This is a genomic window from Succinimonas amylolytica DSM 2873 (assembly GCF_000378405.1).
Lineage (GTDB): Bacteria > Pseudomonadota > Gammaproteobacteria > Enterobacterales > Succinivibrionaceae > Succinimonas > Succinimonas amylolytica.
On the sequence record NZ_KB899638.1, the window covers coordinates 273,537 to 300,482 of the forward strand.

The window sequence follows — 26,946 nt, forward strand, 5'->3', positions numbered from 1 at the left end:
AATCGCTGTCTGATGAAAGAAGAAATGCTATTCTTGAGCAGGCAATGCCGTGGAAATTTAAGAAGGCCTAAAGTGCTGACTTTAGACCTAATACATAATATTTAATAGATTAGAAACACCCTCTCCGTCAGTTACCGATTCGTGCAGAGTCCCTGGTAAGCATCCGGACAGATTCCCATTTCCCCCATTATTCAGAGAGAACAAACCTCAAAAGTGGGCAGTGTCTCATATTTAAAATTTAATTCCGGTAGTAGAATTTATAATGACTTTCCATAGCCGCCAAACCTGCTCCGGTATTATCTCGGATGCCAAAAGCTAAAATTCCGGGAAATTAGCACAGCACGGGCTGCCAAAACAGAATTATTGGAACCTAAGGCCTCACGGTCTTTTACTGGCAAATTCAAGGGAAATGATCAGATCATGAATCCTTCACTTAACAAGAAACTGGTAATGATCAGCACTGCGGCCATTACCACTATTATCTGCATTGTAATTTTCCTCTCCTATACCAGATCCCGGGATATTCTTACGGAAAACCTGGTAAATGAAACGCTTCCGGGCAGAATCCATGCCATAACAACTGATCTGGAGAAGGAACTGGAAACCTACCGGACTATTTCCATCGGCATGAACGGCGATCTCCGGGAAATGGACACTGTTATCAAGGGCAGCAAGGAAGCTCAGGATGATGCCCGGATCGTGAGTTATCTCACCCATATCAAAAACAACCACAGCACCACGGCAGCCTTTTTCGCCTCCGCCATTAACCACAGATACTATGTATACGACAAATTCCTGAAGACCGTTTCTCCTGATGTGGAAAAGGACCGGTGGTTCTTTGACATCCTTAAAAGCGGAAAGCCCTATCTTTACAATTTGGATCTTGATGAAAACACCAATGAGCTTTCCGTTTTTCTAAACTATCTGATAACCGATCCGCAGGGAAAGGTTCTTGGCGTTGCAGGGGTCGGAAACAGTCTTGGCAATCTTTCAAAGGAATTCAACGAATATAACCAAAAGCATCAGAGCAAGGTTTATCTTATAAATGAAAAGGGACAGATCAGTCTGGGAGGAACCCGGGAGCAGACCGGCAAAAGCTACAGTTCCGACCCGCAGGTTCAGAATGCCATTCTGTCCTCCAAAGGTTTTCTGATCCAGAATATCGAAAAGGACGGAACCAGATATATCGTAGCTTCATCCTTTGTTCCAGAAATCGGCTGGAACATGGTTATGGAGGTTCCTGAATCCGTAGCTCTGAACCAGGCCTCCTCTCTGGCATGGGAACAGATCATCATCTGTCTTATATCTATTCCGCTGTTTTCTTTTATTCTGGCCATCATCATCAGTAAAACACTATCCCCGCTGCGGCGGATTTCCAGAGAGCTCCTGACACTGGGAGGGGATCTCACCTTCCGGCTGAAATACAGCAAGGATGACGAGATCGGAGATATTGTAAAGAGTGTTAATTCCTTTCTGGAAAAGCTCCAGAATCTTCTCGCAGACAATATGAAAATCTCCGAGGAAATGTACTCACTGACCATGACCACCGACAAGGTATCAGAAAAGGCCAGCCGGGGACTTCATATTCAGCAGGAGCTCACAAAAACCTTTGTGGAATCGGTAAGCGAACTCACCACTGTGGCTGAAAGCATCGCTAAAAATGCGGAAGAAGCCGCCGCATCTACCGGAAAGGCCACCGAGATTACCGATCGCAGCTCGGAACAGATCAGCGAGATGATAAATTCTATAGATCATGTTGCCTCCCGGGTAGACACTGCAGTTAAGAAGGTCAACGCTCTTAACCAGTCAGCGCAGCAAATCGAGATGATACTCAGCGTTATCTCATCGATTTCAGAACAAACCACCCTGCTGGCTCTGAACGCCGCTATTGAAGCCGCAAGAGCCGGTGAAGTAGGAAGGGGGTTTGCTGTAGTGGCAGACGAAATCAGATCCCTGGCCACCAAAACTCAGAACTCCACCAGTGAAATCTCCAAGGTTCTCAATGATCTGCAAAAGAGCACCGAGGAGCTGGATAACTTCATGCTGGAGTCCCAGAAAGACTCTCAGATCAGCATAGCCATGGCTCACAAAACCGAGGAAATGCTTGAGAAAATTATTGAGATTACGGGAAACATCAACAGCATGATCATCCAGATCTCTTCAGCAGCCGAAGAGCACAGCTGTGTGGCCAGAAAGCTCAATGACGATTCCTCCAGCATTTCCGAAATAACCGACAAGGTTCATGAGATGCTGGTACAGCAAAACCAGGTTCTGGAGGAACAGCAGGAATGCTCTGAAAAACAGAGACAGGAACTTGAAAAGTTCATTATCTGAGGATAGCAGAGAACTGGAGATAAGGAAGGCCGTTTCCCCGGGAAGCGGCCTTCTTTTTTGCACATCGGAAAAATACCGGACTAAAAAAACGTCCCTGAAATATCGCGGAATCTTCGGAGGACGCCCCTAAAAAACGCCTCTTTCAGGATTTACAGGAAATAGGTCTTCACATAATCCGTGACAGGTAATCCGGACTCAAGATACCGGATCAGGAGCTCTGCGGCCGCCCTGCAGTCGCTGTCGGCCTTATGATGGTCCAGGTCAATACCGAAATGGTCGCACAGACAGTCCAGTGCGTAGCTTCCCAGTCCTGGTACCGCGCGTCGCCCCATCTGCACGGTACAGCAATACGGTACCGCCGGTTTCCAGACAATTCGATAATCCCGCAGACATTTTTTAAGCACTCCCATGTCAAATACGGCATTGTGGGCCACCAGGATACCGGATGAAAAATAGGGTTCGAGATTCTTCCAGCCTTCCGCAAATGAGGGATAACCGGTCACGGTGCCGGCATCTATTCCGGTTAGTCTGGCATTAAAGGGATCAAAATGCTGCTCCGGATTGACATAGGTAAAATAACTGTCAGAAATGCGGCCATCCTCCACCACGGTAATCCCGACAGCACTCATGCGGCTGTTGGATCTGTTGGGAGTCTCAACATCAAAAACGACAAATCTGGTCATATACTGTTCTCTTAAATATGTTCATGCGCCGGCGTTCCGCCCTTCACTTTAAATACGCTGACTGATAGCCATAACGGGCGGAAAGTTCAGAACGAGGAGATGGTACCACGTCCGAAGGAACCCCGGTTACCGCTCACTTCTTCAAAATTCCGGCAAGTTTCTCGGCCCATTCAGCTTCCTTAAAACCGACAAGAACAAAATCCGGCCCCACAAGAAGTGGTCTTTTCACCAGCATGCCGTCTGAAGCCAGCAGGGCAAACTGTTCATCGTCGCTCATCCCGGGAATCTTTGCGGACAGGCCGTTCTCGCGGTATTTAATGCCGCTGGTGTTAAAAAAACGCTTCAGGGGAAGTCCGCTCATGGCATGAAACCGGCGCAGTGTCTCTTCATCAGGATGTTCCGCGGCAATATCCTTCAGATTATAGCTGATACCACTGTCATCCAGCCACTTCAGGGCTTTTTTACAGGTGGTGCAGCGGCTGTGGCAGTAAACAGCTAACGTCATAATGATGTCCTCTCGTCATGTAAAAATGCTGTTTTCCGGAAAAAAAAACTCCCCGGGGATAATTATGTCATTCTGCCGGTATTCTGCCATAGACAGAAAGAGAACCGTCAATGAGCTACGGCATCTGACTGTAAAGCTATAAAAAAACGCCCTTTCTGAAATGCTACCTTATTCTCAGCTGTCTCAGGGCATTACGGCTCACCCGCAGTGCCGGCCGCACAAACACGTTCCCGCTGAACACCTCGCTACCCTGAGGAACCACCTGACCATTTACGGACACGGTGAGAGCGCTGTAGGCTTTAGTGCCGCGGTTCCGCAGCCACCATGAGCCGTATCGCCCCGGAAATTCGGTTCTGTTTCCCAGACGGGATCTGGCATAGTCCGTAATCTCGCAAAGCAGGCGATCCGGGGATTTCAGGTATTGCGCCACCTCGGCACTGCTGAGCAGAAAGACCCGATCCCGGGAATAGCGTCCCACGCCCTTTCTTTTTCCGGATATGTCCTCATCCTGAACGGCAGTAGTCTCGAGAGCGTCCTTTTCCCGATCCGTGAAGGCATCCCTGATAAATTCATGATTCAGCCATTTGTTAATAGTGCTGGTTCCCCAGTAGGTATCGGAATACCCCTGGTTGTAGGGACGCACGTCGAGGCATTTTCGGGACAGAAGCAGCAGGGTTCCGTCATCTCCGGACAGCAGATACCATTCCAGCTTGGTGGCCGCTCCGCTGGCGCTCTGAGGATAGCGTCCGAAGGAAACAATATCTGAAGCCGCGGGAGTGCGTGATTCCGCCGGCATAGCATCGGAGTCGGACTGGACGACGTCCGGCTCCGGATACTTTTCTGCCCTGCCGGCATGATCCAGGGTATACTTACCTGCAAGGCAGATAATAGCAAGAAGCACCAGATACCTGAGTCCTGCCAGAAAATTTCCTCCGAACGGTTTCCGGTAGTCCGGAGGATAATCTCCGTCCGGATAGTAGATTTCGGTTACCTGAGTTTCGTGCTTTCTTCTGGCAATTTCCTCATCAGAAAACTCATAGCACACCCCGTTAACGGTAACCGGCTTCCGGTTGTTCTTATTGACAATCCGATTCTGAATATCGGCAATCAGTCTTCTGATTGCCATTCCCTGGCTCAGGGCATCCGAAAGCCGGATATAGGAGAAGGTATGCCAGACCTCCCGATCCGCCTCGTACAGACCAAGACCGTAGCAGGTAAAGATTTTGCGAAGCTCGTAATAACGGCGTCTTCTGAGCAGGCTGTCCACAAAATGATTAAAGTGGGTCCCGTTCCGGAACCGGTATTCCCCGTTCCCGAACACCGCTGCAGTAATACTGCTGAGACGGGCCTCCAGCACCTGCCGGGCTTCCGCCTCCGGAAAAGCGGTGCTGAGAAATATAAGGGCATTCTTATGCCGGCGCAGGAAATCCTGATAATCCGCGGTGCTGCGCTTCTGGAGGACCGCCGCACTTTCCTCGAAATCTCGGGGGGAAAGATAAATGCTGGTACCCAGACGGAATTTGCGAACTGAAGAAAGGCGATACCCGAGATACAGGGCCTGCCAGACGCCGTTCTGAAGCCAGGGTTCCGCATTCAGAAAAGGATCCTCCGGCAGGAAAGAATCCCCGGGAGTCTTTGAAATATACTCTCCGGCCTCTCTGAGACTGGAAACAAGATCCTGACTGCCCTCGGCAAATTCGGCAAAGGAAAGGAGATTGCCGTTAAAAAGAAGCCTGACCGCCCGGCTCAGATATTCTCTGTCCGGAACCAGTGCCAGAGATTCATCAATAAGAGAGGAACCAAAATCATCTGTCCCGGAAAACCATCTTCCCCCGCAGAAAATGCGCCGGTCTCCTCCGGGAAAGGCATAGCCCGCAGCCAGAGCAGCACACCGGGGATCAGACTGCTCCCGCGCGGCGGACTCCCTTAGCCGCACCACCAGATGGTAAAATTTCCGGATATCAGGGAGCTTTCTGTTTTCGGGACTTATGGAAAAAAGGAGATCCCGGAAGGCCCGAAAAACCGGAGCCCCCTCCGCATCGCCCCGGGCAATACTTTCCTGCGCCTGACGAGACACCTCGGAAACCAAACCGGCAAGAGAGAAATACTCTCTTCCGCAAAAGACAAAACCGTCCCCCGAATCCCGGGAAGAAAGATCGCGCATAGAAAAAAAATCCCCGGCTCCTGGCAATCAGGAAAAGGCAATAGAAAAAACTGTTCCGGACACTGTCAAATCCAGACATCTTTACTAAAGGATACGCCTGTCCGGCCAAAATTTTAAACACAACCTGAATTCCGGGGGAATTTTTTTGGGGAACATCATAAAGAATACCCCGGGGGCATAGGAAAACTCCCGGCGGAGGTAAAACGGAAAGAGTATAATGAAAAACACGGCTCCCGGTACTGGTCCGGGGCATGCAATTTCGCCATTCCATCCAGCAGACACGGAGAAAAATATGGAACGCTTTCACGAGGGAGACATCGTTCGGCATTTCAAAAGGGAAAACGTCAGTCCGGAAACCACGGAATACCTTTACCGGATTCTGGCCTTCGCCACACATACCGAAAACCATGAAAAGCTGGTGGTCTACCAGGCTCTCTATCCGCCCTTCAAGGTCTGTGCCCGGCCGCTGGAGATGTTTGAGAGCGAGGTAGATCATGCAAAATATCCGCAGGCCTCCCAGAAGTACCGTTTCGAGGTAGTGCCACGGGAGATTTTTCCGGAAGGCTGAACTCCCCGAAAGGACGGCACTGGCACATGCCGCCCTGCCGGAATTACGGGCTAGGCTTCCCGGGAAGGAGTACCGCCGTTTTCGGAACTGCCTCCATTATCCCGGGAAGCAGTCAGTGCCGGGAATACTCCAAAGGTAATGAACATAACCGAAAATCCGCCGATCAGGTTGGCGTACCGGTGCGGCATTATCTGAGAGAAAACGTGCGGCACGATAATATAGAGAAGCAGCAGAAGCAGCATGCCGGCAATCGTTACGCCAAGCCTCCGAAAAGCCGGAGTATTCCCGGTATCATATCCTCTGAAATACTGTAAAAACACCAGGGCTGCGGATACCCCGAGATAGTAGCCAATCCCCTTATAGGAATTCAGCACCATTTTTGCCGGATCAACCACGAGTTTTCCGGCAGCGTCCGTAAGCTCAGGATAGGATTTCAATTCAAAATATAAAGCGGAAACAACACTTACCGCCACTGATACCAGGAACAGTATCCAGGCTTTACGGGTTTTGCTGCCGTGATCCAGCCAGCGGAACACTCTGTTCATCACCAGAACCAGCGCCAGCGAGCTCATTAGCCCGATAAAGACATCCTGCGGAGTATGAACGCCCAGATAGTTTCTGGAAAACAGCACCAGAAGCAGCATAGCCAGGGAGGCAGCCAGGAGAATCCGGCAGCGGCCCCAGGTTTTTACGATAATCCCCCCGAAAAGAGTGGTGGCATTGGTAGAATGTCCGCTGGGAAAGGAATAGCCAGTGGCTGATACCTTCGCATCTCCGGGAGGTATTATAAGTTCATCCCGCACCCATGGTCTGAAGGCGCACACTGTAAGCTTGAGAATACCGTTCATCATCTCGCCGTAGCCGTTGACCTGAACAAGAAAGGTTCCCAGGCGGGTACTGAATCCGAAATATATCAAAACCACCATAAGGAGAGTGAGCTTCCCGCCGCCGAATTCCGTGACAAACAGAATAAAGCTGGTAAAGATATTATGACTGAATTCCCGGAAATTCTGGAGGGCCATAAGATAGTCCAGATCCGTATGAAAATCCGGATCCTGAAACACTGTCATGCTCAGAACGGTAATGACGAGCGTCAGAAGAACCGTAACGATAATTCCGATGTTTTCGGCTCTGGTACTTACGAAGACCTCGGGTAGCTTTTCTTGCGACATAGTAACACTCTCAAAACGAAAAATGCGCGAACAGGGGTCTCAGCGCATCGGACGGTAAACGGCCGAAACACTGACAGGGTTACAAAACCGTACTCAGTATTTAAGCACCAAAATGCTCCGGAGGGAACAGCCGGCATGCCGCAGTCCCGAAAAACCGCTATTTTTCGGGATCGGTACCACCCTCCCTGCCGGCCGCCAGAACCGGAAACACCCCGAAAACCGCAAATACCATCACGAAAACGCTCAGCACTCCGGCCACCCCCGCCGGAAATACCAGTGACAGTACCGGCGGCATTCCAAGATGGAGAAGGAGCATTAAAAATCCGGCTCCGAGAGTCATCAGCACCCGTTCGTTCCGGGGAGCATTTTCCGCCTGATACCCCGGGAAATAATGCCGGAAAAGCATTACGGAGGTCGCCCCCAGATACAGGCCGATAACCCGGCTGGAATCCTGCACCAGCCTTGCAGGATCCGCTATAGGATGTCCGGCGGCATCTCTGACCTCGGGATAGGACTTACACTCAAAACAGACTGCAGACAGTACGCTGATCACGATGGATATCAGAAAAAGCAGCCATTTCCTGCGGCCCCTGGCACGGCAGTCTCCGGTATCAGTCCAGCGAAATATTTTGCACATTAGCAGAACCACTCCCAGTGTACTCGCAAAGCCGATGAGAACATCCTCGGGAGTATGAACGCCCAGATAATTCCGCGAAAACAGCACCAGAAGCAGCAGACAAACAAATCCGGCGGTAAGCCAGCGATACCGGGAACCGGTCATGAGGGCCAGGCTGCCGTATACGGCGGTAGCGTTTGTGGAATGCCCGCTGGGAAAGGAATAGCCGGTAGCGGCGATTTTCGCATCTCCGGGAGGAACAATAAGTTCATCACGGACCCAGGGCCTCAGGGCAGACACCGTGAGCTTCAGAAATCCGTTCAGCATAGAGCTGTAGCCGACACATTGCAGAAGAAAGCTTCCCAGCCGGGTGCTTATCCCGAAATAGACCAGCACCAGTACCGGCATAGTCAGATAGGAGCTGCCGCACCAGGTTACCATCTGAAAGAAACCGGTAAGGAGATCACCGGTGTACTCCCGAAAATTCTGGAGTGCCATAAGGAAGTCCAGATCCGCATGAAAACCAGGCGCGCGGAAAACTGTCATACTGAGGACGGTACCGGCAACAGTCAGAAGAACGGCAGCAGCAATTCCGATATTTTCAAAGAACTGTCTGCCGGAGCGAGGAAATTTTTCATGCGACATGGAATGCTCCCGTTTCATAAAGGTGTTATCCGGAAAAGCGGACAGCTTCCTGCCGTCCCCGTGATAACGGAGGCTCTGACACCTGATACAGGGCAGCAGCACAGAACAGGTGTGCTGTTTTACGAAAGTCTGTTTCAGAAAAAATCGGTCCAAATCTCAAATTCGAAAATTTTTCTGCAAAAAATTCTCCTTTGCGGCAGATATCCAACCCCAATCCTCCCTGTCAGCTATAATCAAAGAGCAAGTTGTTTTTTTAGCAAGAGGTACCCAGACAATGTCCCTTATTAATAAGAGTGTTGTTGAGTTTACCGTTCAGGCCTTCCTTGACGGTGAATTCAAGACCATCACCAAACAGGATACTCTCGGCAAGTGGAGTGTTTTCTTTTTCTATCCTGCAGACTTTACCTTTGTCTGCCCTACCGAGCTTGAGGATCTGGCTGGCAAGTACGAGGAATTCAAGGCCATCGGCTGCGAAATCTACAGCGTATCCTGCGACTCTCATTTTGTTCACAAGGCCTGGCATGACACCTCCAAAACCATCCAGAAGATCCGTTACCCGATGCTGGCGGATCCCACCGGCACTCTGGCCAGAGGCTTTGATGTCATGATTGAATCCGAGGGCATGGCCGAACGCGGCAGCTTTATCGTAAACCCCGAGGGCAAAATTGTAGCCTATGAGGTGGTTGCCGGAAATATCGGACGCAATGCGGATGAGCTTTTCAGAAGAGTGCAGGCACTGCAGTTTGTTGCCGAGCACGGTGATCAGGTCTGCCCGGCAAAATGGAAGCCGGGTGCTGAAACCCTGAAGCCCAGCCTGGACCTGGTAGGACTTATCTGATCCGGCAGCAGCGCTGGCAAATGCGATGAAAGACAGTAAAGGGGGATACTCCCCCTTTTTTCATTTTCTTTCTCTCTCCGGAAGAAACGCCCGGAACAGTTCTGGCCTTCTGCCCGGCGCCTGCTTCCGCTACCTGCAGGCACCGCCGCCCCGGGTACCTCCGCCGCCATGAGAACCGCCGCCGGATCCCCCGCTGCCGCCCTTTCCGGATCCGGAACTCAGAAGGCAGTCCAGAAGAAACAGCGCCGCGGCAAGCAGAAAGCCCTTCCAGCGTGTGCATTCGGCAGCCGGATCCCGGTAGTAATGAAAGCAGATCCGCCAGAGTAAAAAGATAAAGCAAATAATTCCGGTACCTAAACCAATCCAGAAATTCTCAGGCGGAGGCGGGAGCGGTACGGGATCATTGCAGTACTGTTCTCTGGGAACCTCAGAGGCACTTTCATGAAAGGTCACTGTGACGGGCACCGGGAGCTGATACTTTCCGTAAAGCTCGGTCATTACAGCTGCAAAGGTATTGAGGGCGGCCAGGTTCCATTTATCAGCCTTAACCGCAGCCACGGCATGCTCATCCAGAATTCGGCCGGCTTTTCCGTCCGGGATGACATCCTCGATTCCGCTGCCGATCCTAAGTACAGTATGATGATCCAGGGAATCCAGAAGGAGCAGGACACCGTTATTCTTTGCGGCATCTCCGACCCCCACGGTATTAAACAGATCCGTAGCATAGGTATTGCAGTCCGGAGAGCAGCCGGGCACCGTGGCCAGGTAAAACTCCGCCCCTGACCTGTCCTTAAGAATTCTGACCTCGCTGTCAATATACCTCGCGGTTTCCGGAGTAATTACGTTTGAGGCATCCATGACCGCAAAATACGGGGTGGGATAAACCGTGGCATCCATACCGTCTGCCACAGCTTCTGCAAAACCGCTTACCAGGTAAAAGCTGATGCCCGCCGCCAGAATGGCAAAAAGCACGCAGGAAATAATCTTTTTCATAAACAATCACTGAAAACAACGAAGCCACTGCGGTGTATGGTACCACGCCGGCATAGGCACGAACACAAAATGCAGAAAAAAGATCCAGAGCATGCGTGATCGCCGGAGAGTCATGGATCTGTTCATCAGGAATCTCAGGGAGCCGTACAGCAGGTAACGGTGTTTCGCGAAACTATCTCCAGAAGCAGTACTGGGACTGCGGCCGGCCAGATACTGGAAGCGGGAGACTGCAAACAGAGGAAACATCCTGCGTCACAAAAAGCGGCAGCGAAACGCCCCAAACCGGAATCAGAGCCGGACGGGTCATCTGCACCGGGACACCTCCGCAAAACTGAACCCCGAAAGCTCCGGACTCCCGGAAATTACCGCCATTGCCTCTGATGAAGAGTCAATACCGATAACCCGGCGTCCCAGCCGGACTCCGGCCGCAAGAAATGATCCGGATCCGGCGAAGGGATCCATAATCAGAGAAGTCTCCCGGGATGACTGCCGGATGATCATTTCCAGCATCTCGGAATTCTTTTCTGTCGGGTAGCGGGGATACTGGGGATCCTTATATCTGAGCCAGATATCCTGAATCTTCTTTCCGGCGGCATCATCCGCATACCTGATGATCCGGGGCACTCCGTTGGCAGACCATTCAATAAGTCCCTTTTCGTCAAGCTCGGCAAGAACGTCCGGAGCATAACGCCAGTGCCGGCCCGGAGGGGGAAGCTGATTCCGGAACATTCCGCCAGTATCCCCGGCCGATTCTCCGGGGGCGTGGCAGGGAACCGTGGTATATCTCCGGCCGCGGGCATCCTTTTTCTTAAAAAGGCGGGCCAGGTCCTCCTCGGAATGAGGCTCCGTTATGCCATTAAAAATCACCTGATCCCGGTTTTTTGCATACAGATAAATAACGTCCTTGCAGTTCCCGTAGCCGGCCCGGGAGAAATTTTTCGGATTGCACTTTACCCGGGAAATGTCATTGAGGAAATTATCCATGCCGAACACCTCATCCAGAAGGATTCTGAGATACGGCCCGGCCCGGTTGTCTATATGGAGATACAGCGAACCGGACTCACTGAGAAGCAGGTGGATAAGACAGAGTCGTACCCGCATAAACTCAAGATACTCATCCATGGGCATGCTGTCGTTATAGGCCACCCGATCCGAGCTGCCGTGGCTGACGGTGGATACCCTATCAGTTCCCCTGAAAAAACAGGACCTTGTATTGAACGGAGGGTCGGTATAGACAAGATCGATTTTTCCGGCAAAATGCCGCAGAAGGCTGAGCATAACCTCGTAGTTATCGCCGGTAACCGCAAGACCGGTCTTAAAATCAGAGGGAATATCCCGCGCACTTCCGGCCGCCGCAGCCAGAAGCTCCTCGCGGATTTCCTGAAGCGGTCTTTTGCCTGGGTATTGTAATTCCATAACGTACCTGAAAAACACCAAAACAGACGTAATAAATCCGTTCAGGACTCCAGAACATCCTGATCCACATCCCGCGGATCCACCGCATATCTCCGAAGAAATTCCTGATAGTCCCGATCTGACTGAATAAGCATGATTTCACGGAAACGGCCGTTCTCCAGTGACCTGAAACCGGCCATTTTCTCGCCGGTACAGCAGCCGACACGAATCAGCGGCTTTTCCCGGGTCTTGTCATAGGGAGTTACCGCAGGCTTCTTTCCTCCGAAGGAAAACAGCTTCTCAAAAAACATGGCAGTTCCTGTTAAAAAACGGCCGGCAAGTACCGGTAAATCAGTTATTGCCCCAGATATCCTGGGCCACCACCACTTCAACCCGGGCCAGCTTAATAGCCCCAATAAGCTCCTCGTCATAAGGAGGCTGATCGGTTACAAGACGGGTAACCTCCGACCAGGAGGCAAAGGTATGCACTGCTGTCTGGGCAATCTTGCTGTGGTCTGCCACCACGGTAACCTCGCTGCCTCTTTTGACAACCGCACTGTAGGTACTGCCGATATCATAATCCGCACTGCAGATTCCGCCCTTGGTAAGACCGGAGGTGCCAATAATAATCTGATTGGCATAAACGCGCTCCAGAAAATTAATGGTATCAGCTCCGTAAACGCTGCGTTCTCTGGGATTATAGGTTCCGGGACACATCTGAACTCTGATAGTGGAGTTGGTGGCGATAATCTCTGCCACAGCAAAGGAATCGGTGACTACCAGAAGATCGTGCTTTTCGGCAGCAAGTCTTCGGGCGACATGCAGCGTGGTAGAACCGCCTGCGATAATAATCACGTCGCCATGATTAACGAAACGGGTGGCCTCCCGGGCAATATTTTCCCGTTCCCTGACAAACATCTGCTCTCTCTGGCTAATATCGCCATCCGGAGAAAGCGGACGGGATGCCCCGCCATAGGTACGGTTAATAAGTCCTTTTGCTTCCAGTTCCTCCAGATCTCTTCTGATAGTTTCGGTGGAGACCTGAAGATTTTTAGCCAAATCAAGAGCCCTGATAGTGGGAGTTGCCTGAAGTTCGGCGATTATCTTCTGCTGGCGCTCGATCTTGGATAGTCTGGCCATGACCTGTTATCCCCTGTGACAAGAAGGCCAGACTGTTGTCTGGCCTTCAGATTGAATCCAAAAGCGACTCAGTCGAACAGTGCAACATCCTCAAGCGGCGGCATCTCGACTTCAATAATTTCATCCTCTACCTTGCGCAGAGCTCTCTTCTGATCCTGAGTATCAAGAAAAGCTTCGGTAATGAGACCTTCTTCGATTTCACGAAGAGCAATAACGGTAGCCTTGTCATTTTCAGGATCAACCAAAGGATCACAGCCGTGAACGGAAATCTGACGCGCTCTTCTTGCCGCATTTAAAACAAGATCAAAGCGGTTGCCCATCTGTCTTACTGCATCTTCTACAGTTACTCTTGCCATTTAAAACTCTCCTGATAAACTGCCTCTCCGTAAGAAGCGGCATGCATTATATCACAGAATACGGCATAAAATCGCCAGCAATGTTGAATTTTCAGAAAAACGGATTGCGTAAGGTGTACCCATTACCTAAAAAAGCAACAGACTCAGGAAAGCGATACACCAAAAGGCAGGAGCGGAGGGAGTAAATACTATTTTGTGTAAACTGTGATTTAACTCTAAAAAAAAAACTTCTCCATTCTCTCTTTTGTAAGTGGTAGTTGAAGAAATTCATTTTTAATTGTGGTCCAGTTCTGTACGCGACTCTTGTCCCACTTTTCTTTTAGCGTAAGTATCCTCAGATACATAGCCCGGTAAACAGCATCCGGCTATTCGTATGGCACTGAACCTGCGCTCGAACCAGCTTAAGATTTACGAAGATCACATGAAGACGGTTTTTGATACGATTAAAGTCATGGTTCTCAAGTCATACAAGGAACTGTACGATCTCCTTTTGACAAACAATCCCCGGTACCGAGGATATGTCTGTGATTGGCATAATCTGCGTGGTTGGTGACGATCTCTCCAGTTTTTCTTCTATCAAGAAGTTTGCCAGCTGGACCGGCCTTGCTCCGGGTAATAATATATCAGCAGGCGTGAGCTATTCATCACGGATTACCCACGGAAACAGATACTTTCGCAGGACAATCCTGGCCATCGCTCAGGGATGCGCAAACCAGAAGAAGAATAAATCCGGCCTGGGAAATCTGTTCCAGCGTCTTCGTGAACGCAAGGGTTACAATAAGGCCAGGGTAGCTGTAGCGCACAGGATTGTCAGAATTATTTACGTGATAATAACGCGGAAGGTCAAATATGAAGACAGCCCGAACGATCAGTCGTTGGCAAAATTCCGGATGGCTCAGGTCAAACGCGCCATCTCCAGAGCCAAAATTACTGAAGGTCTGTGTGTGCAGAGCGAAACCAGCAATCAGGGCAAAGTGATCTGTGCCAGCGTCAGCATGCCCCAGCCAACTTAACGGGGGCCGGAACGGATCTTACCGAAGAGATCCGGGCCGCCACTCCATTCCAGGGCATGCAGCGTTCCGAATGCGGCTTAAGGACCGTCGCTTTCGTTTGTCCGCCGGGGAGCTTTCTTTCATAATAGATAGAAGATCAATATACTGGTCTTCCCCGAAAGCCTCCAAATGATACTGATTGCGGACAAAAGCGAAGTCTTTGCCGAATGCAAGGACTTACAACGTACATAAAGAACTACAGCATTTTTTTTGCCTTGTAGCACTCAAAAATAAAAAGAGGGTTTTCATAATAAAAACTACTGTTGTAATCATCTATTGCCGGACTGATAAATGAATTGTACACTTCGATCAGCGCGTCAATTACATCCGTTTTTTTATCTTCAGCAACCATTTTGATCAGACGTTTGTATACTTTTCCTATATCCCAATAGGATGGCACCGCATATCCGCAGTCTGCGATATTATCAAATGTTCCTATTTCAATATGCGCACTTTCTATGAAATCATCACTGACTCTCTCCGGATTATCGCAGTGATAAACACCTGCAAGCTCAAAAATTTTAGATATTTGTTCTTTACCTAACCGGTTAACTACGTCAGCCCGGGTATTTTTGGTTTTTCTTGCAATATAATCGATCAGCGCACATGTAAAAAAAAGATCGTTATCCTGCTGAGCCATTCTACCTGCATCTTCCATTACCTGACCTCCTCAAAACATCTGTATGACAGGCACTTCAAAGCATCATCAGTACAGAATACTATTCGATGAGTAGGATATTTGAATCTGGCCAGGATCCAAAACTGCTCTCTTGTAATAGAACCTTCAATATAATCAGCAACATAGGAGTAAATTTGATCATCAGCCATGGCCCCTATGACAATATCATAATCATGAGGCTTGCCACTGCGACAGTCAGCAATAAAATCAAGCCAGTCATCCGACATTTCTTTAAATTCAAGAATACGCAATCCAGGTATCAGACGAACATCATACACGGAGACTATTTTGGAAGTATATCTTCTGGCCCAGCGTTGCGCCTGCTCCTTGATTACAGTACAGTAAAAACCTTTGCCAAAATCCTTGGTATATTTACCAACTCTAATCTCCGGCCTCTCAACAGCCTGATATCCACCATGATATACAGTCATCAATGCCATACCATTCAACCTTATGCTACCCGAAATGATGCTGCATCAGCCTGCCAAACAACATCTCAGTCTCTGCAAGGGATTATTGAATTGCAACCTTTGATTTGTCGATTTAAGCGGGATAATCACTATTTTTACGTAAAATACCAAAATAAAAATAATTTTAGTGTTTATTGGGAGACTATCGGAGATCCTGTTTAAAACGCCTTTGCTACAGAGCCGGCCATTCAATAACTCCCGCATATACGAGAGCAGTCAGAATGATCATCAGAATCACCGCCAGCACGGTAATACCTGAAAGAAAACCGCCCTTTCCGGAGGCAGCCGCATTTCCGGATCCTGCGGCAGCACTTTCAGACATTCTCCGAAACTCCCGCCTGATCGCCGGAGTAATTTCAGGAACCGTGATAAACCGGCCGAGATAGCTGCTGCGGTCATTGTCACCAGACGACAGCGGCGGAAGCTCCGCAAGATCCGCCTTCTCCAAAAGAGTCTCCTCGGCAGCATGGTTTCGGGAGGCTGTAAAATCAACAATCTCGCTGAATCTGGCAATACCGCACTTTTCGGCATAGAGTGCGTAAACCACTGATTCAGATGAGCAGGAAACATAGAGAGGCCATCTCAGCACCTTGGCAAGACGGGGATACACCTGGGCCACGCCAGCCAGCGCGGCAGTCTTCCGGTCAAATATCAGAACAGCCGTCGCAGCACCGTTACGGAAGGCCCCGCTGAACACTGTCTCCCCCTCGCGATCCTCGCGATTCATTTCCAGAATACCGGTAAGAAATCCCGAAAGCTCTCTAAACACCGGAGAATCCGCAGGGGCGTACCCGGAATTCCCCGGCACTCCCGGATCTTCTGATACAGGAGAGGATTCACTGTTCCCAGGTGCTGCCGGAGGCACGGAGGCGGTATCCGGTTCCCCTAGAGTGCCGGCACAGCTGTCAGAGACCTTTCCGGAAGCCGGATTTTCACCGGCAGGAGGAGCCAGTTTCATAATAAGCTCCCGGAGCCTCCGGGAATAAAGCTTGATCATATAAAGATCAGTCATATCCAGGTCCGCAGGCTTCCCGGCTGGAGACTCCTGGCTCACCGGAGCAGAACTCTGCTCTGCACCGTTAGCGTCAGCACCGGAGACATCTTCCGGACTGGCCGTATCATGCTCCCGGAAGCTGTCCATAATACCGGCAAAAACAGCAGCATAATCACCGCCGTAATCCAAATCAGGAGACCTAAGCGGTCCGGGGAACATCCGGGCATCCATGTAAAGCTCGAAAAACTGCATGTTCAATGCAAACCTCTGTCCTTATAAAGCAAACTGGCAGGGAAAACCGTACTACAGGGATTATATACCACCGAAGCAGGATAAATCACTCCCCGGAGGTATCGGGGACAGAAAACACGGGCTCTCTGTCAAACTGCCGGCACCCTGGAAGTACGGCAGGAAAACACGTCCGCTGAAAAAAAACAGGAAGTATTTAAGATTTGCCGGATCCGTAAGAGCCGAATTGCGTTAAAATCCTCTGGCATAATCAATTTAAGGACGTAACTCATGACATACAAATTTGACACCCTTCAGGTACATGCCGGACAGGAACAGGCGGATCCCGCTACCGGAGCCCGTTCCGTTCCCATCTACCTTACCTCCTCCTACGTGTTCAGCAACGCCGAGCAGGCAACCAGCCGCTTCAATCTCTCCGATCCTGGCAACATCTACAGCCGTCTTACCAACCCGACTGTTGAGGTCTTCGAAAAAAGAATGGCTGCTCTTGAGGGCGGCGCCGCTTCCCTGGCTACCAGCTCCGGTCTTGCCGCCGTCAACTATGCCGTAATTGCCCTGGCCCATGCCGGTCAGAACATTGTGGCCGCTCAGAATCTCTACGGCGGAACCTTTGAGCTCTTTCATGACACCCTGCCCAATTACGGCATCACAACCACCTTTGTAGATCCCTATGACTACGAGGGATTCGAAAAGGCCATCGACGACAATACCCGGGCCCTTTATGCTGAAACTCTCGGAAACCCGAACTGCGATCCGGTGGATATTGCCAGACTGGCGGAAATCGCCCACCGGCACGGCATTCCGCTGATCATTGATGCCACCTTCACCCCGCCTTCAGTCATTCAGCCCATTAAATACGGCGCCGATATTGTCGTGCATTCCGCCACCAAGTTTATCAGCGGCCACGGTACCGGTCTTGGCGGTGTTATCACTGACAGCGGAAAGTTTGACTGGAAGGCCTCCGGCAAATTCCCGGCGCTTACCGAACCCAATGCCTCCTACAACAATGTGGTATTTGCGGATGCCTGCGCTCCCGCAGCCTTCGTAAATATGATAAGAGCCATTATTCTTCGTGACACCGGCTCCTGCCTCTCCCCGTTCCATGCCTTCCTGTTCATTCTGGGACTGGAAACTCTCTCTCTGAGACTCCGGAAGCATACCGACAACGCCCTCAGGGTAGCGGAATTTCTGAGCCGGCATCCCAAAGTGGAAATGGTCAACCATCCCTCAGTTACCACTGACGCCCGGCAGCAGGAAATTTACCGGAAATACTATCCGGAAGGGGCCGGTTCCATCTTTACCTTTGATGTCAAAGGCGGCATAAAGGAAGCCCAGACTGTGATTGACAGTCTCAGGCTGTTCTCGCTTCTCGCAAATGTCGGAGATGCAAAATCACTGGCTATTCATCCTGCCACCACCACTCACGCGCAGCTGTCCGGAGACGAGCTTCTGAAGCACGGCATAAGGCCGAACACCATCAGGGTCTCCATCGGTATAGAGGATGCGGATGATATTATTCAGGATCTGGATCAGGCACTTAGCAGGATCTGAATCCAGGATTCCAGTTTAATCAAAATATGAGGAGATACTCCCCGTACCGCTCGGATGATTTTCCGGAGGCGCACGGGGAGCTTTCGTATCGGGGCGGGACAGAACAGATACAGGGAAGCCGCATTACTTTTCAGAAGAACGCCCTTCAGCCTGACTCTCCCCGGAACAGCCTTCCCGGTTCCGGCGATAAAGCTGCCATGAATTGAACGCATTGTGCCAGATACTGTAGAAACCTCCGGTAATCGCAGTAACCGGGGTAAAGAAGGTATAGCCCGTCCAGATCATGAAAACAGTGCTTTTCTGCCCCAGGGCCTGTCCGGCGGTCATTCCGTCTCCGGACATTCCTCCGATAACCCTGCCAAGAACAAACTGGACAACACAGGCGGCCAGGGACACCGCCGCAATCTCCAGAATTACGCAGCTCCCCAGCGGGGAATGAGCCAGAATCCTTACCGAAACCGCCATAGCCAGAGGAAGCGAAATGAGCCAGAAATAGAAAGCCAGATCCGGAATCCGGCAAAGTCTTTCCAGAAAACCGGGACAGCCCCGGCGGCAGACACTCACCAGAAGAAAAGGCCCGGCCAAAAGAGGCACTACCTTTGCCAGAATAAGGACAAAAGCGGAACCGCAGGAGAAGCCCGGAACAGGATGCGCAAAGGGAATCACCGCCGGAAGCAGAGCACTGGACAGAAGATTTGCAAAAATGGTGTAGGACATAACATGTCCCGCAGATCCGGAAAGCTTGCGGACAATCACGGCCGCCGCCGTGGCTGTAGGACAGATAAAGGCCAGCATGGCCGATTCAATAAGAATGCGTATTTTCAGATCCGGAAAGCAGTAAAGCACTCCGGCAAGTGCGGAAAAAACCCCTCCCTGTACCAGCAAAAGAGGCAGCGTCCATACTGGTGGCCTGAGATCTGAAAACCGTACCTTGGCAAAGCTGATAAAAAGCATAATGAAGATCAGCGCCGGCTGGACTACAGCCACTGCAGCAAGCACCGTCCTTCTGGCCGGCAGGTAAACCGCAAGCTCTGCCGGAAGCTCCCGGTACAGAAACCGGATTGCGAAATATGAAATGATTCCAACGATAATCGCCAGAGGAAGACTCCAGTTTCCAACAAACCTTCTTAAATTCATGCCGAGAGATCCTCCGCCAGTTCAGTCTATCAATCCCCCCTGATTTCTCAGATGGGCCCTGAGTTTTCCCTGTTCCTCGTCTTTTTCAGTCTGGCCCCCATTTCATCTATCTCAGCTTTTGCTTTTGATCCCCCTGCCGGCCCCTCTTCAGCTTCGAACTCAGCCTTCACTTCTGGCTCCAATTCAGCTTTTACCTCAGTTCAAATCTCAGATCTTGCTATTCTTCTGAATTCGCTCTGTTCCAGTCTGTAGTTGATCTGAAACATTCCATAGGGAATAACTCTCCATAAAACAGCTAGAAAGTTATTATATGCGGTCTAGCGAATAGACCTCTACCAACTATCCCTTTTACAAAGGACTCATCAGCTACTTTTAACTTGGCCAAGTATTTCCGGACTATATTTAAAGCACCGTTTATATCAGCATTTAAAACTTTGCCTGCAGACGACTTAAATAAGCCTCGGAAAATTCTTTTGCCTTTATATTCCTCATGCTTTTCAACGGGTTCAAATGCCAGTGAATCGCACTTGGAGGTATAGGATTCCTCTTGCTCCGCAAGATTTATCCCTGCCATTTTGCACTTGTATCTAAGCATATTTATAAACTTAAAGAACGGAATCGATACAAAGTTCTGGTTGGTTCGTTTACCTAATGCAATGGAGTCTTTCCATTGCTTGTTTCTTCCAATAACCACTGTACCGATTTTGTGTTCCACACAAAAATTCACAATGTTTCTGGATGCGTTGTGCAAATAGTCTTCAATTTTTAAGTTTCGTTTAAATCATAACTTAAAAATATTGAATTTGTTGTAATTGAAATCCTGCTTGTCTCCGATTAAAGGTCTTTCAGATTTTAACTTAGAAAACTCTTTATTGTAATACTGATTTATTGATTTTACAGGCTTTCCGTTTATAATAAAGCAGTCAAATTCCGAAACGCAACTGCAAAGGTTGTTCAGACCTAGATCAATGCCTAAATACTGATTCTGGTTTAAATCAGAGTTTAACTCTTCTGTTTTATAAGAAATGCAGGCCTTGATTTTATTGAATTTCGGAATAAAGTTAATAGTTTTAAAATTCTTTAAATTATCCTTGTATTTTTCAAATGTATTATGAGGAATATGAATTTTTACATTTTTATTTAATATTATAAACTGACCTTTGATTTTAGCGGACTGATAATCAAAATACAGTACATTCGGATTTTCCTTGTATTTAGGCGCTTTAGGTTCTCCATTGAACTTCTCCTGGTGAGCTTTAAACTCCTTAATAGCATTAAAGAAACCGGAGTAATTCTTATATAAACTGATTACAATCATTTGGGCAAGTTTAGCCTTGCAGAGTTTTCTGTAATAATTCAGCTTTGTATACTGAGTCCTTAATACCTTTTCAAGGTCAGTTTGATTCATAATAGACTTGTTCTTGTCGTAATAATCCCTAAAGAAGTATCTGGCCTGATTAAATAAGCACCTTGACAGTTCAAACTGTTCTTTGAACCATCTTGTATTGTCTATGTAGAAGCAAGCGCTTAAAATCATTTTGAACCTCTTTTAGAGATATTTACATCGGACAAAAATCAGAGTCCTACTGGATCAACTATCCTCTGCAACAGAGCGTCTGAATTATGAAATCTATCTTGCAAATTTTGCGGAATAGAACTTATCCAATTGCATACCTATCCTGTCCACCCCATCGGACAAAGGAAGTTCTGCTATGATACCGATGACAGGATATCAGCAAATCTGTCAAAACGCCACCACTCCGGAATCACTGCTGATTCCAAGAAGGGCCCTGAGTTTTCTCAGTTCCTCGTCCTTTGCTTTCAGTCTGGCCTCCGCTTCATCTACTTCAGCTTTTGCTTTTGACTTAACTTCATCTACTTCGGCCTGTACTTTTGCTTTCAGTCTGGCCTCCACCTCAGCCTCAACTTCAGCCTTTACCTCAGCCTCCACTTCAGCCTTTACTTCAGCCTTTACTTCAGCCTTTACTTCAGCCTTTACCTCAGCCTTTACCTCAGCCTTTACCTCAGCCTCCACTTCAGCCTTTACCTCAGTTCTAATTTCAGCTCTGGCTTTTCTTCTGAATTTTGCCATTTCTCTTGCAAATTTTGCGGAATAAAACTTATCTAATTCCATATATTTCTCCCATTCGGCTCCGGAAAGAAAATCAATATCCTGTCGCACAACTTCTTTCATTATACCATGAACATCCCTTTCAAAAAGTTGTTGTAAATCCTGACACGTGCGACAAGTCAAAAACAATAAAAAAAATTCTAAAAAACTAACAGGGTTAGCAATCTGCTTTTTAAATTGCTTCAAGTCTATCAAAATTATATTAAGTCCTGCCTGGTGATATTTTCCTAAAATATTCCCCTTTACATCTGATGGAAAAGTGTGCCACGTATAGTAAATATCTTTTGATTTAAATCCGGCGTCATAGTCTTTCCCAACCGTGGAAATAATCACCATAACACACGTTTTTAGCTTTAGTCTGGCAGTAGGAACCCCCTTTCTCTGCGAAGCGGCCATTGCTGACCAAAAAGCAAAAAATCTCTGCCAGCTGAAAGAACGTGTCTGCATTTCAAACCCCAGATAATAGTTTTCCGACACCGCCTTTACATCCAGATCGAACACCCTTTTTCTATATGCGAGCTGAATTTCGTTTTTGGAAACTGTTAAATCAGGAATAACCACATCCGGGATAAGTCCTAATTTAATAAAATCAAGCATTATTTTTCTGATAATTGACTCATTGATTATATACTTAAAATATCCGTCATCCGTTCTATTAATCACTTCTTCCGAGAATTCCTGTTTAAGCTCGGCTATCCTTTTAGAATTAATATTCAAAGCATCCCTGTACAGATGATTCATAAAACAACCGCCTGAAATAATCATAACTGCCATGGCATATTCAAAACTCATGAATTCGCCAGGAGCAAAAATTAATAAACCACCGTCATTCTGAAATCCCCGGCCGGTACCAGCCCAGGAAGAATTTTCAAAACTGCATAATTCTGAAACGGCATCAGGACTTATCAGAGAATCTGCCAGCAGGAAAAGAGCCGGAGCTCCCTGTGAGAGACTGACAGGAACATCGATTGGGAAGGCTTACCGGAATTTCCGGCATAAAAGAGAAATAACAGGAGAGAAGCAGTGAACATACCTTTCATAATCTTTACCTTTCGAACTTAAACAAAACACGCAAAAACAAATCTTTGACTTTCGGCATTAGTCCTCGGTGTAGAGGACACAGTTCAAATTTATCACAGTTACTGTAAAACATCAAATTTAATTGATACTGATTAACAATTTTTAATATATTTGCTTATGTTTTAATCAATGTGTTTATTTTATATACAAAAAATCATCAAAAATCGAAACTCCCATAGTTTTTGATTAGTCTGCCGGACGTTCTGAAAATTACGGCGGGGCTTCCTGTTTGAGGAATACCGGCGGTACAAATGTAATCCGAAAAAACATAACGGCTCCCGGAAAATTTTCTTGAAAATCAGTCTGGCCAGCTCCGAACCTGATAGCCGCCATTGTTTTTAAAGCCTCCTCCCGGCATACACGCTCCTCAAAAAAACATCCCCCGCTTTACTGCACACCCTGGAAGTTTCGGAACATCCTCCGGTTTTGTGGTAAGATCCGGGCAGGATGCGGATTTCACGAGCATCATATAACTCTCCTGAATCCCGCCGGTATTTCAGGAAAATCATTCATAAAAACGAGATAATGCAAAATGACTGACACCAGTAACCAGAATCTTCAGCTTCAGTATATCAAAGAGGCCCAGGAAATTTCCTCGAAGATGAATTCCTCCCTTCTTATCTATATTCTTTCATACATCTTCATGCCGCTGTTCCTGCTGAGTATCCCCAGGGCCTATAAGCTGGCCTTCCGGGCTCAGAAGCTTCTGGAGGCCGCCGGAAACAGCGCCGCCAGTCTTGAGGCAGAAACCGTATACAAGCAGCAGAAGATGAAATGGAATATTCTTCTGGGCCTGATCTTCGGAGGTCTCGGCATGGGAATTCTCTCCTGGATTCTCCCGGATACCGTTGGCTACTATATAGCCATGCTGTACGGCATTTTATCCATTGTATCGCTGGCTTATTTCATATTTGCCGACTTCAGCGCCCTTAACAAGCGGTCTCCCATTAAAGCAGCCATTGACAGGATTGGCGGCTGACGGCGGTCCGGGCCCCCGATATCCCGGGGGTTTTCTTCCCGGAGAGAACCGGAATCCTTTATTTCCGGTCTTTTCTTTTCCCATTCATTCTTTTCCGGAATTCCCAGTCCTCTTTTCCGAAAGTATTACAAAGTTTGTCTGTTTCAAACATTGTTTTACAAATTCAAAAAACATGACATTCCGGCAATACTCATCCGGTGAACTCTGATATTCTTATGATATGAGAAACCTGCGGTGCTTCCCGCTCTTTTCCGGAATTATTTCTTCCTTATCCGGCCTGTCCGGACTAATTTGGAGATCCGTTATGAACTTTTGCAAATCCCTGTTTTTATCCGTAAGTTTTATGCTCCTGGGAAGTGCCGCCCTGGCCACCGTTCCCGATAATCCCCCTGCTCCTGCCGATGACAAGAAGAGCCTCCCCGAGTTCACCGCCTCCCAGGCCGAAGTTCTGATGGTGCTTGACAAGAGCGGATCCATGTACAGTCTTACCGAGGATACCATTGGCGGCTTTAACTCCATGATTCAGAAATACCGTGATCTCAAGCTGCCGGTAAAAGTAACCACCGTGCTTTTCAACAACAGGACTCAGGTACTCCATAACAGAGAGCCTATAGAGAACATCAAGGAACTGACCAAAAAGGACTACATTGCCGAAGGCACTACTGCTCTTCTTGACGCTATGGGCGAAAGCCTGACCAATATCGACAAAATCCCGGAACTTAAGAACAATAAGGATATTCAGGTAATTGTGGTAATCATTACCGACGGCATGGAAAACGCCAGCAAGGAGTACAAAAAGGACAGCATCAAGAAGATGGTCAGCGACCATCAGGAAAAGGACGGCTGGAAATTTGTCTTCCTGGGTGCCAACATCGATGCCGTTGCCGAGGCCGGAGCTCTGGGAATAGACACCAAAAATGCGGTCAAGTACAGAAATTCATCTTCCGGAGTACGCTCCAACTATGAAGCCGTTGTCGACTTTACCATGGAAGCCATGGCTTCTGACGAGGCTCTCGGTTCCGCTGCCGGAAGCTGGAAGAAAAAGGTCGAAAAGGACGATGACGACAATAGCAAGTAGCAGCTGACCGCAGTTACCGGCATTCTGAATTCCCGGAAGCCCTCTTCCGGGAGTTTTTGTCATTAGAGGACACTGCTTCTGTTTTCTTTTCCCCGGTAAAAGTCCCGGATGGCCCGGCATAAGGACTCCGGACTGCAAAAAACCGCACAGTCCCCCGAAAATCGTATCCGTCGATATCCGCTCCGGAAGAAACGGCCCCCTCTCAGGTTTGTCATGTATTCCCGAAAAGATTACAATACGCACGGAGACAGTCACAGCCCCCGGATTACGGCAATTTTCCGAAATTGTCAGCAGCTCCGGCACAAAGCAGTGAAACAGGATGACAGTCACCGCCGGGACCACTTTCCGGGATGGTCCCGGCATAAAGCCCGGTTCATAGCAAAAGGAACGCGGGAATTTGCGATACAGATGCTCCCGGATCAGTCAGGCCAAACACCGGAAAAGAAGCTACCGACATGAACAGCAACTGGAAAAACATTACAAACGGCGTTCTGTATTCCTTCAAGGGAGGAGTGTACCCCGACGAGCACAAAAGCGGCACCAGCGGTCTTCACAGCGTTACGCTGAAAATTCCGGAAACCCTGGTCATCCCGCTGAAACAGCATTCGGGAAGAGCGGCCGAGGTTCTGGTAAAGCCGGGCCAGCATGTTCTCAGAAACGAGCCCCTGACATCTCCGTCCAATGATCGGCAGGTGCCGGTGCACGCCCCGGTTTCCGGCACCGTTACCGCCATAACCGCAGCTCCCATCGCTCATCCCGGCGGACTTACCGAACCCTGCATCATTCTTAAAAGCGATCCTGACGGTTCCGGGGAGGAATTTAATAATCCCTCCTATCCGAATTACACGGAGGTTCCGGTCGACACCCTGCTGAATCATATAAGAAATATGGGAATTGCCGGTCTGGGCGGTGCCGGATTTCCCACCGAAGCCAAACTGCGATCCAGTGTCAGGGCTCAGAACTGCGAGGTTCTGATTATCAACGGAGCAGAATGCGAACCCTACATCACCTGCGACGACCGTCTGATGCAGGAGGCTCCGGAAGAAATTCTCAGGGGGATCGATATCCTGAGGTACATCCTGAAACCGCACTTTACGGTCATCGCCGTGGAAGACAACAAGCCCGAGGCCATTAAAAGTCTGGAATGCAAAATAAAGGAACTGAATCTTAAGGACATCAGGGTTACCGCCATCCCGGTAAAATACCCTTCCGGAGCCGCCCGTAACCTGATAAAAATCATCACCGGTATTGAGATTCCCTACGGCGCCAGATCCACCGCCTATGGAGTGGTGGTTCATAATGTTTCCACCGCCTTTTCGGTAGGAGAAGCAGTTCTCGCAGGACAGCCGCTGACTCGCAGAATGATCACTGTATCCGGTGACGCCCTGACTGCCAAGATGAACGCCTGGGTCTGCCTGGGCACTCCGGTTTCATTTATTCTCTCGGAATGCGGCTACCGCCCGCCGCCGGTTCCCCGAATCATCGTCGGCGGTCCCATGATGGGCTTTACCATTCCCCATATCCAGGTACCGGTAATCAAAACCATCAACTGCATCATTGCTCCGGATGCAAACGAAATCCGGCGGACCAAGCCCCAGGTGGACTGTATTCGCTGCGGACGCTGCGCCCACGCCTGTCCGGTACGTCTGGTACCCTACGAAATTTATGACTACTGCGTGAACGGAGAATTCAAGAAGGCTGCCGAAACCGGACTTAAAAGCTGCATTGAATGCGGCTGCTGCTCTTTTGTATGTCCCAGCGCCATCCGTATCGTGGCTGCTATCAGAATTGCCAAGGCCGAGGTTAAAAACGAAAAGCTGAAGGAAGAAAAGCTGAAAACCGCCAGAGAGCGCTTCGAGGCCAAAAAGGCCCGCATTGAGGCTGAGGAGAAGGCCCGGCAGGAAAGAAAGGCTGCCGCCCTGGCCAGAATTCAGGCACAGAAGGCCGGAGCCGCTGCTCCGAAACCGAATCCGGCCGCTGCTTCCGCGGCCTCTCAGGGTGCCCAGCCGCTTTCCGCAGCTGACAAAGCCCGCCTCGCCAGAGAGAAACTGGCCGCTCTGAAGGCGCAGAAGGCCGGATCCGGAAATGCCTCCGGTTCTGCACCCGAAACCGCGTCCTCTTCCGGAAACAGCCCCGC

At 49.2% G+C, this 26,946-nt stretch carries 26 protein-coding genes and 1 pseudogene; 9 read left to right on the forward strand and 18 right to left on the reverse strand.

Features of this window, described 5'->3' with window-relative positions:
• Nucleotides 1-420 precede the first annotated feature (420 nt).
• On the forward strand, nucleotides 421-2,334 hold the full coding sequence (locus F557_RS0113935; RefSeq protein WP_157617904.1) for a methyl-accepting chemotaxis protein: 1,914 nt from the start codon (nucleotides 421-423) through the stop codon (nucleotides 2,332-2,334).
• 149 nt (nucleotides 2,335-2,483) lie between these two features.
• Here the strand turns inward: F557_RS0113935 and F557_RS0113940 are convergent, their stop codons facing one another.
• The 3 genes from F557_RS0113940 to F557_RS0113955 all read right to left on the reverse strand — a co-directional run bounded on the left by F557_RS0113940 (nucleotide 2,484) and on the right by F557_RS0113955 (nucleotide 5,686).
• Nucleotides 2,484-3,017 (reverse strand): 3'-5' exonuclease, encoded by a 534-nt coding sequence (locus tag F557_RS0113940; protein ID WP_019002835.1) that lies wholly within the window; start codon nucleotides 3,015-3,017, stop codon nucleotides 2,484-2,486.
• 133 nt (nucleotides 3,018-3,150) lie between these two features.
• A complete protein-coding gene (locus tag F557_RS0113945; RefSeq protein WP_019002836.1) occupies nucleotides 3,151-3,522 on the reverse strand; it encodes an arsenate reductase family protein in 372 nt (123 codons plus the stop codon).
• Nucleotides 3,523-3,685: 163 nt separating this feature from the next.
• A complete protein-coding gene (locus F557_RS0113955; protein ID WP_019002838.1) occupies nucleotides 3,686-5,686 on the reverse strand; it encodes a DUF6273 domain-containing protein in 2,001 nt (666 codons plus the stop codon).
• 292 nt (nucleotides 5,687-5,978) lie between these two features.
• Between F557_RS0113955 and F557_RS20170 the strand changes: the two genes are divergently transcribed.
• Nucleotides 5,979-6,254, forward strand: coding sequence for a DUF1653 domain-containing protein (locus F557_RS20170; RefSeq protein WP_044143624.1), 276 nt, complete (start codon nucleotides 5,979-5,981; stop codon nucleotides 6,252-6,254).
• Between the two features lie 50 nt (nucleotides 6,255-6,304).
• Here F557_RS20170 and F557_RS21455 read toward each other — a convergent pair whose 3' ends face one another.
• On the reverse strand, nucleotides 6,305-7,426 hold the full coding sequence (locus tag F557_RS21455; RefSeq protein ID WP_019002841.1) for a phosphatase PAP2 family protein: 1,122 nt from the start codon (nucleotides 7,424-7,426) through the stop codon (nucleotides 6,305-6,307).
• Nucleotides 7,427-7,583: 157 nt separating this feature from the next.
• Nucleotides 7,584-8,687, reverse strand: coding sequence for a phosphatase PAP2 family protein (locus tag F557_RS21460; protein WP_157617905.1), 1,104 nt, complete (start codon nucleotides 8,685-8,687; stop codon nucleotides 7,584-7,586).
• A 274-nt stretch (nucleotides 8,688-8,961) separates the two neighbouring features.
• On the opposite strand from F557_RS21460, the gene ahpC reads away from it, so the two are divergent.
• A complete protein-coding gene (gene ahpC, locus F557_RS0113975) occupies nucleotides 8,962-9,525 on the forward strand; it encodes an alkyl hydroperoxide reductase subunit C (protein WP_019002843.1) in 564 nt (187 codons plus the stop codon).
• Between the two features lie 129 nt (nucleotides 9,526-9,654).
• Here ahpC and F557_RS0113980 read toward each other — a convergent pair whose 3' ends face one another.
• The 6 genes and pseudogenes from F557_RS0113980 to F557_RS23700 form a co-directional block, all read right to left on the reverse strand.
• The gene (locus tag F557_RS0113980) at nucleotides 9,655-10,518 is read right to left on the reverse strand and encodes a TPM domain-containing protein (RefSeq protein ID WP_019002844.1); all 864 of its coding nucleotides are present in this window, start codon (nucleotides 10,516-10,518) and stop codon (nucleotides 9,655-9,657) included.
• 303 nt (nucleotides 10,519-10,821) lie between these two features.
• Nucleotides 10,822-11,934: a site-specific DNA-methyltransferase gene (locus tag F557_RS0113990; protein WP_019002846.1), complete on the reverse strand. Its 1,113-nt coding sequence runs from the start codon at nucleotides 11,932-11,934 to the stop codon at nucleotides 10,822-10,824.
• 41 nt (nucleotides 11,935-11,975) lie between these two features.
• Entirely contained in the window at nucleotides 11,976-12,224 is a 249-nt protein-coding gene (locus tag F557_RS0113995; RefSeq protein ID WP_019002847.1) for a hypothetical protein, read from the reverse strand.
• Nucleotides 12,225-12,264: 40 nt separating this feature from the next.
• Nucleotides 12,265-13,053: a DeoR/GlpR family DNA-binding transcription regulator gene (locus tag F557_RS0114000; protein WP_019002848.1), complete on the reverse strand. Its 789-nt coding sequence runs from the start codon at nucleotides 13,051-13,053 to the stop codon at nucleotides 12,265-12,267.
• Nucleotides 13,054-13,121: 68 nt separating this feature from the next.
• Complete coding sequence (rpoZ, locus tag F557_RS0114005; RefSeq protein WP_019002849.1) at nucleotides 13,122-13,409, reverse strand: DNA-directed RNA polymerase subunit omega; 288 nt, start codon at nucleotides 13,407-13,409, stop codon at nucleotides 13,122-13,124.
• Nucleotides 13,410-13,624: 215 nt separating this feature from the next.
• Nucleotides 13,625-13,774, reverse strand: a pseudogene (locus F557_RS23700) (IS256 family transposase); the annotation flags it as partial.
• Between the two features lie 8 nt (nucleotides 13,775-13,782).
• Here F557_RS23700 and F557_RS23080 point away from each other — a divergent pair.
• On the forward strand, nucleotides 13,783-13,962 hold the full coding sequence (locus F557_RS23080; RefSeq protein ID WP_157617906.1) for a hypothetical protein: 180 nt from the start codon (nucleotides 13,783-13,785) through the stop codon (nucleotides 13,960-13,962).
• Nucleotides 13,934-14,422, forward strand: a complete 489-nt coding sequence (locus tag F557_RS0114015) for a transposase (protein WP_169335205.1) — start codon at nucleotides 13,934-13,936, stop codon at nucleotides 14,420-14,422. Before F557_RS23080 ends, F557_RS0114015 begins: the two co-directional genes overlap by 29 nt.
• A 235-nt stretch (nucleotides 14,423-14,657) precedes the next feature.
• Here F557_RS0114015 and F557_RS0114020 read toward each other — a convergent pair whose 3' ends face one another.
• From F557_RS0114020 to F557_RS0114030, 3 genes are all read right to left on the reverse strand, one after another.
• Nucleotides 14,658-15,119, reverse strand: a complete 462-nt coding sequence (locus F557_RS0114020; RefSeq protein WP_019002852.1) for a hypothetical protein — start codon at nucleotides 15,117-15,119, stop codon at nucleotides 14,658-14,660.
• Complete coding sequence (locus F557_RS0114025) at nucleotides 15,119-15,580, reverse strand: DUF3990 domain-containing protein (RefSeq protein ID WP_019002853.1); 462 nt, start codon at nucleotides 15,578-15,580, stop codon at nucleotides 15,119-15,121. The genes F557_RS0114020 and F557_RS0114025 overlap by 1 nt, the downstream gene beginning before the upstream one ends.
• A gap of 202 nt (nucleotides 15,581-15,782) precedes the next feature.
• On the reverse strand, nucleotides 15,783-16,856 hold the full coding sequence (locus tag F557_RS0114030; RefSeq protein WP_019002854.1) for a hypothetical protein: 1,074 nt from the start codon (nucleotides 16,854-16,856) through the stop codon (nucleotides 15,783-15,785).
• A 267-nt stretch (nucleotides 16,857-17,123) separates the two neighbouring features.
• Between F557_RS0114030 and F557_RS0114040 the strand changes: the two genes are divergently transcribed.
• Entirely contained in the window at nucleotides 17,124-18,404 is a 1,281-nt protein-coding gene (locus F557_RS0114040) for an O-acetylhomoserine aminocarboxypropyltransferase/cysteine synthase family protein (RefSeq protein ID WP_019002856.1), read from the forward strand.
• 123 nt (nucleotides 18,405-18,527) lie between these two features.
• On the opposite strand, the gene F557_RS0114045 is transcribed toward F557_RS0114040, so the two are convergent.
• The 4 genes from F557_RS0114045 to F557_RS21475 all read right to left on the reverse strand — a co-directional run bounded on the left by F557_RS0114045 (nucleotide 18,528) and on the right by F557_RS21475 (nucleotide 22,464).
• Complete coding sequence (locus F557_RS0114045; RefSeq protein ID WP_019002857.1) at nucleotides 18,528-19,541, reverse strand: hypothetical protein; 1,014 nt, start codon at nucleotides 19,539-19,541, stop codon at nucleotides 18,528-18,530.
• 295 nt (nucleotides 19,542-19,836) lie between these two features.
• Complete coding sequence (locus F557_RS21465) at nucleotides 19,837-20,304, reverse strand: IS200/IS605 family accessory protein TnpB-related protein (RefSeq protein ID WP_157617907.1); 468 nt, start codon at nucleotides 20,302-20,304, stop codon at nucleotides 19,837-19,839.
• 18 nt (nucleotides 20,305-20,322) lie between these two features.
• On the reverse strand, nucleotides 20,323-21,078 hold the full coding sequence (locus F557_RS21470) for a transposase (protein ID WP_019002860.1): 756 nt from the start codon (nucleotides 21,076-21,078) through the stop codon (nucleotides 20,323-20,325).
• A 207-nt stretch (nucleotides 21,079-21,285) separates the two neighbouring features.
• Nucleotides 21,286-22,464, reverse strand: coding sequence for a cell envelope integrity TolA family protein (locus F557_RS21475; RefSeq protein WP_019002861.1), 1,179 nt, complete (start codon nucleotides 22,462-22,464; stop codon nucleotides 21,286-21,288).
• An 820-nt stretch (nucleotides 22,465-23,284) separates the two neighbouring features.
• Here F557_RS21475 and F557_RS0114085 point away from each other — a divergent pair.
• The 3 genes from F557_RS0114085 to rsxC all read left to right on the forward strand — a co-directional run.
• Nucleotides 23,285-23,731, forward strand: coding sequence for a hypothetical protein (locus tag F557_RS0114085; protein ID WP_019002865.1), 447 nt, complete (start codon nucleotides 23,285-23,287; stop codon nucleotides 23,729-23,731).
• A gap of 304 nt (nucleotides 23,732-24,035) precedes the next feature.
• On the forward strand, nucleotides 24,036-24,809 hold the full coding sequence (locus F557_RS0114095) for a vWA domain-containing protein (protein WP_044143630.1): 774 nt from the start codon (nucleotides 24,036-24,038) through the stop codon (nucleotides 24,807-24,809).
• Between the two features lie 455 nt (nucleotides 24,810-25,264).
• The coding region (rsxC, locus tag F557_RS20195) for an electron transport complex subunit RsxC (RefSeq protein WP_019002870.1) at nucleotides 25,265-26,946 on the forward strand (1,682 nt) is incomplete at its 3' end.

Bases quoted from the DNA above. Each gene is read 5' to 3' on its own strand.
- F557_RS0113935 (WP_157617904.1), top strand. From the start codon at position 421: ATGAATCCTTCACTTAACAAGAAACTGGTAATGATCAGCACTGCGGCC.
- F557_RS0113940 (WP_019002835.1), bottom strand. From the start codon at position 3,017: ATGACCAGATTTGTCGTTTTTGATGTTGAGACTCCCAACAGATCCAAC.
- F557_RS0113945 (WP_019002836.1), bottom strand. From the start codon at position 3,522: ATGACGTTAGCTGTTTACTGCCACAGCCGCTGCACCACCTGTAAAAAA.
- F557_RS0113955 (WP_019002838.1), bottom strand. From the start codon at position 5,686: ATGCGCGATCTTTCTTCCCGGGATTCGGGGGACGGTTTTGTCTTTTGC.
- F557_RS20170 (WP_044143624.1), top strand. From the start codon at position 5,979: ATGGAACGCTTTCACGAGGGAGACATCGTTCGGCATTTCAAAAGGGAA.
- F557_RS21455 (WP_019002841.1), bottom strand. From the start codon at position 7,426: ATGTCGCAAGAAAAGCTACCCGAGGTCTTCGTAAGTACCAGAGCCGAA.
- F557_RS21460 (WP_157617905.1), bottom strand. From the start codon at position 8,687: ATGTCGCATGAAAAATTTCCTCGCTCCGGCAGACAGTTCTTTGAAAAT.
- ahpC (WP_019002843.1), top strand. From the start codon at position 8,962: ATGTCCCTTATTAATAAGAGTGTTGTTGAGTTTACCGTTCAGGCCTTC.
- F557_RS0113980 (WP_019002844.1), bottom strand. From the start codon at position 10,518: ATGAAAAAGATTATTTCCTGCGTGCTTTTTGCCATTCTGGCGGCGGGC.
- F557_RS0113990 (WP_019002846.1), bottom strand. From the start codon at position 11,934: ATGGAATTACAATACCCAGGCAAAAGACCGCTTCAGGAAATCCGCGAG.
- F557_RS0113995 (WP_019002847.1), bottom strand. From the start codon at position 12,224: ATGTTTTTTGAGAAGCTGTTTTCCTTCGGAGGAAAGAAGCCTGCGGTA.
- F557_RS0114000 (WP_019002848.1), bottom strand. From the start codon at position 13,053: ATGGCCAGACTATCCAAGATCGAGCGCCAGCAGAAGATAATCGCCGAA.
- rpoZ (WP_019002849.1), bottom strand. From the start codon at position 13,409: ATGGCAAGAGTAACTGTAGAAGATGCAGTAAGACAGATGGGCAACCGC.
- F557_RS23080 (WP_157617906.1), top strand. From the start codon at position 13,783: ATGGCACTGAACCTGCGCTCGAACCAGCTTAAGATTTACGAAGATCAC.
- F557_RS0114020 (WP_019002852.1), bottom strand. From the start codon at position 15,119: ATGGAAGATGCAGGTAGAATGGCTCAGCAGGATAACGATCTTTTTTTT.
- F557_RS0114025 (WP_019002853.1), bottom strand. From the start codon at position 15,580: ATGGCATTGATGACTGTATATCATGGTGGATATCAGGCTGTTGAGAGG.
- F557_RS0114030 (WP_019002854.1), bottom strand. From the start codon at position 16,856: ATGCAGTTTTTCGAGCTTTACATGGATGCCCGGATGTTCCCCGGACCG.
- F557_RS0114040 (WP_019002856.1), top strand. From the start codon at position 17,124: ATGACATACAAATTTGACACCCTTCAGGTACATGCCGGACAGGAACAG.
- F557_RS0114045 (WP_019002857.1), bottom strand. From the start codon at position 19,541: ATGAATTTAAGAAGGTTTGTTGGAAACTGGAGTCTTCCTCTGGCGATT.
- F557_RS21470 (WP_019002860.1), bottom strand. From the start codon at position 21,078: ATGATTTTAAGCGCTTGCTTCTACATAGACAATACAAGATGGTTCAAA.
- F557_RS21475 (WP_019002861.1), bottom strand. From the start codon at position 22,464: ATGAGTTTTGAATATGCCATGGCAGTTATGATTATTTCAGGCGGTTGT.
- F557_RS0114085 (WP_019002865.1), top strand. From the start codon at position 23,285: ATGACTGACACCAGTAACCAGAATCTTCAGCTTCAGTATATCAAAGAG.
- F557_RS0114095 (WP_044143630.1), top strand. From the start codon at position 24,036: ATGAACTTTTGCAAATCCCTGTTTTTATCCGTAAGTTTTATGCTCCTG.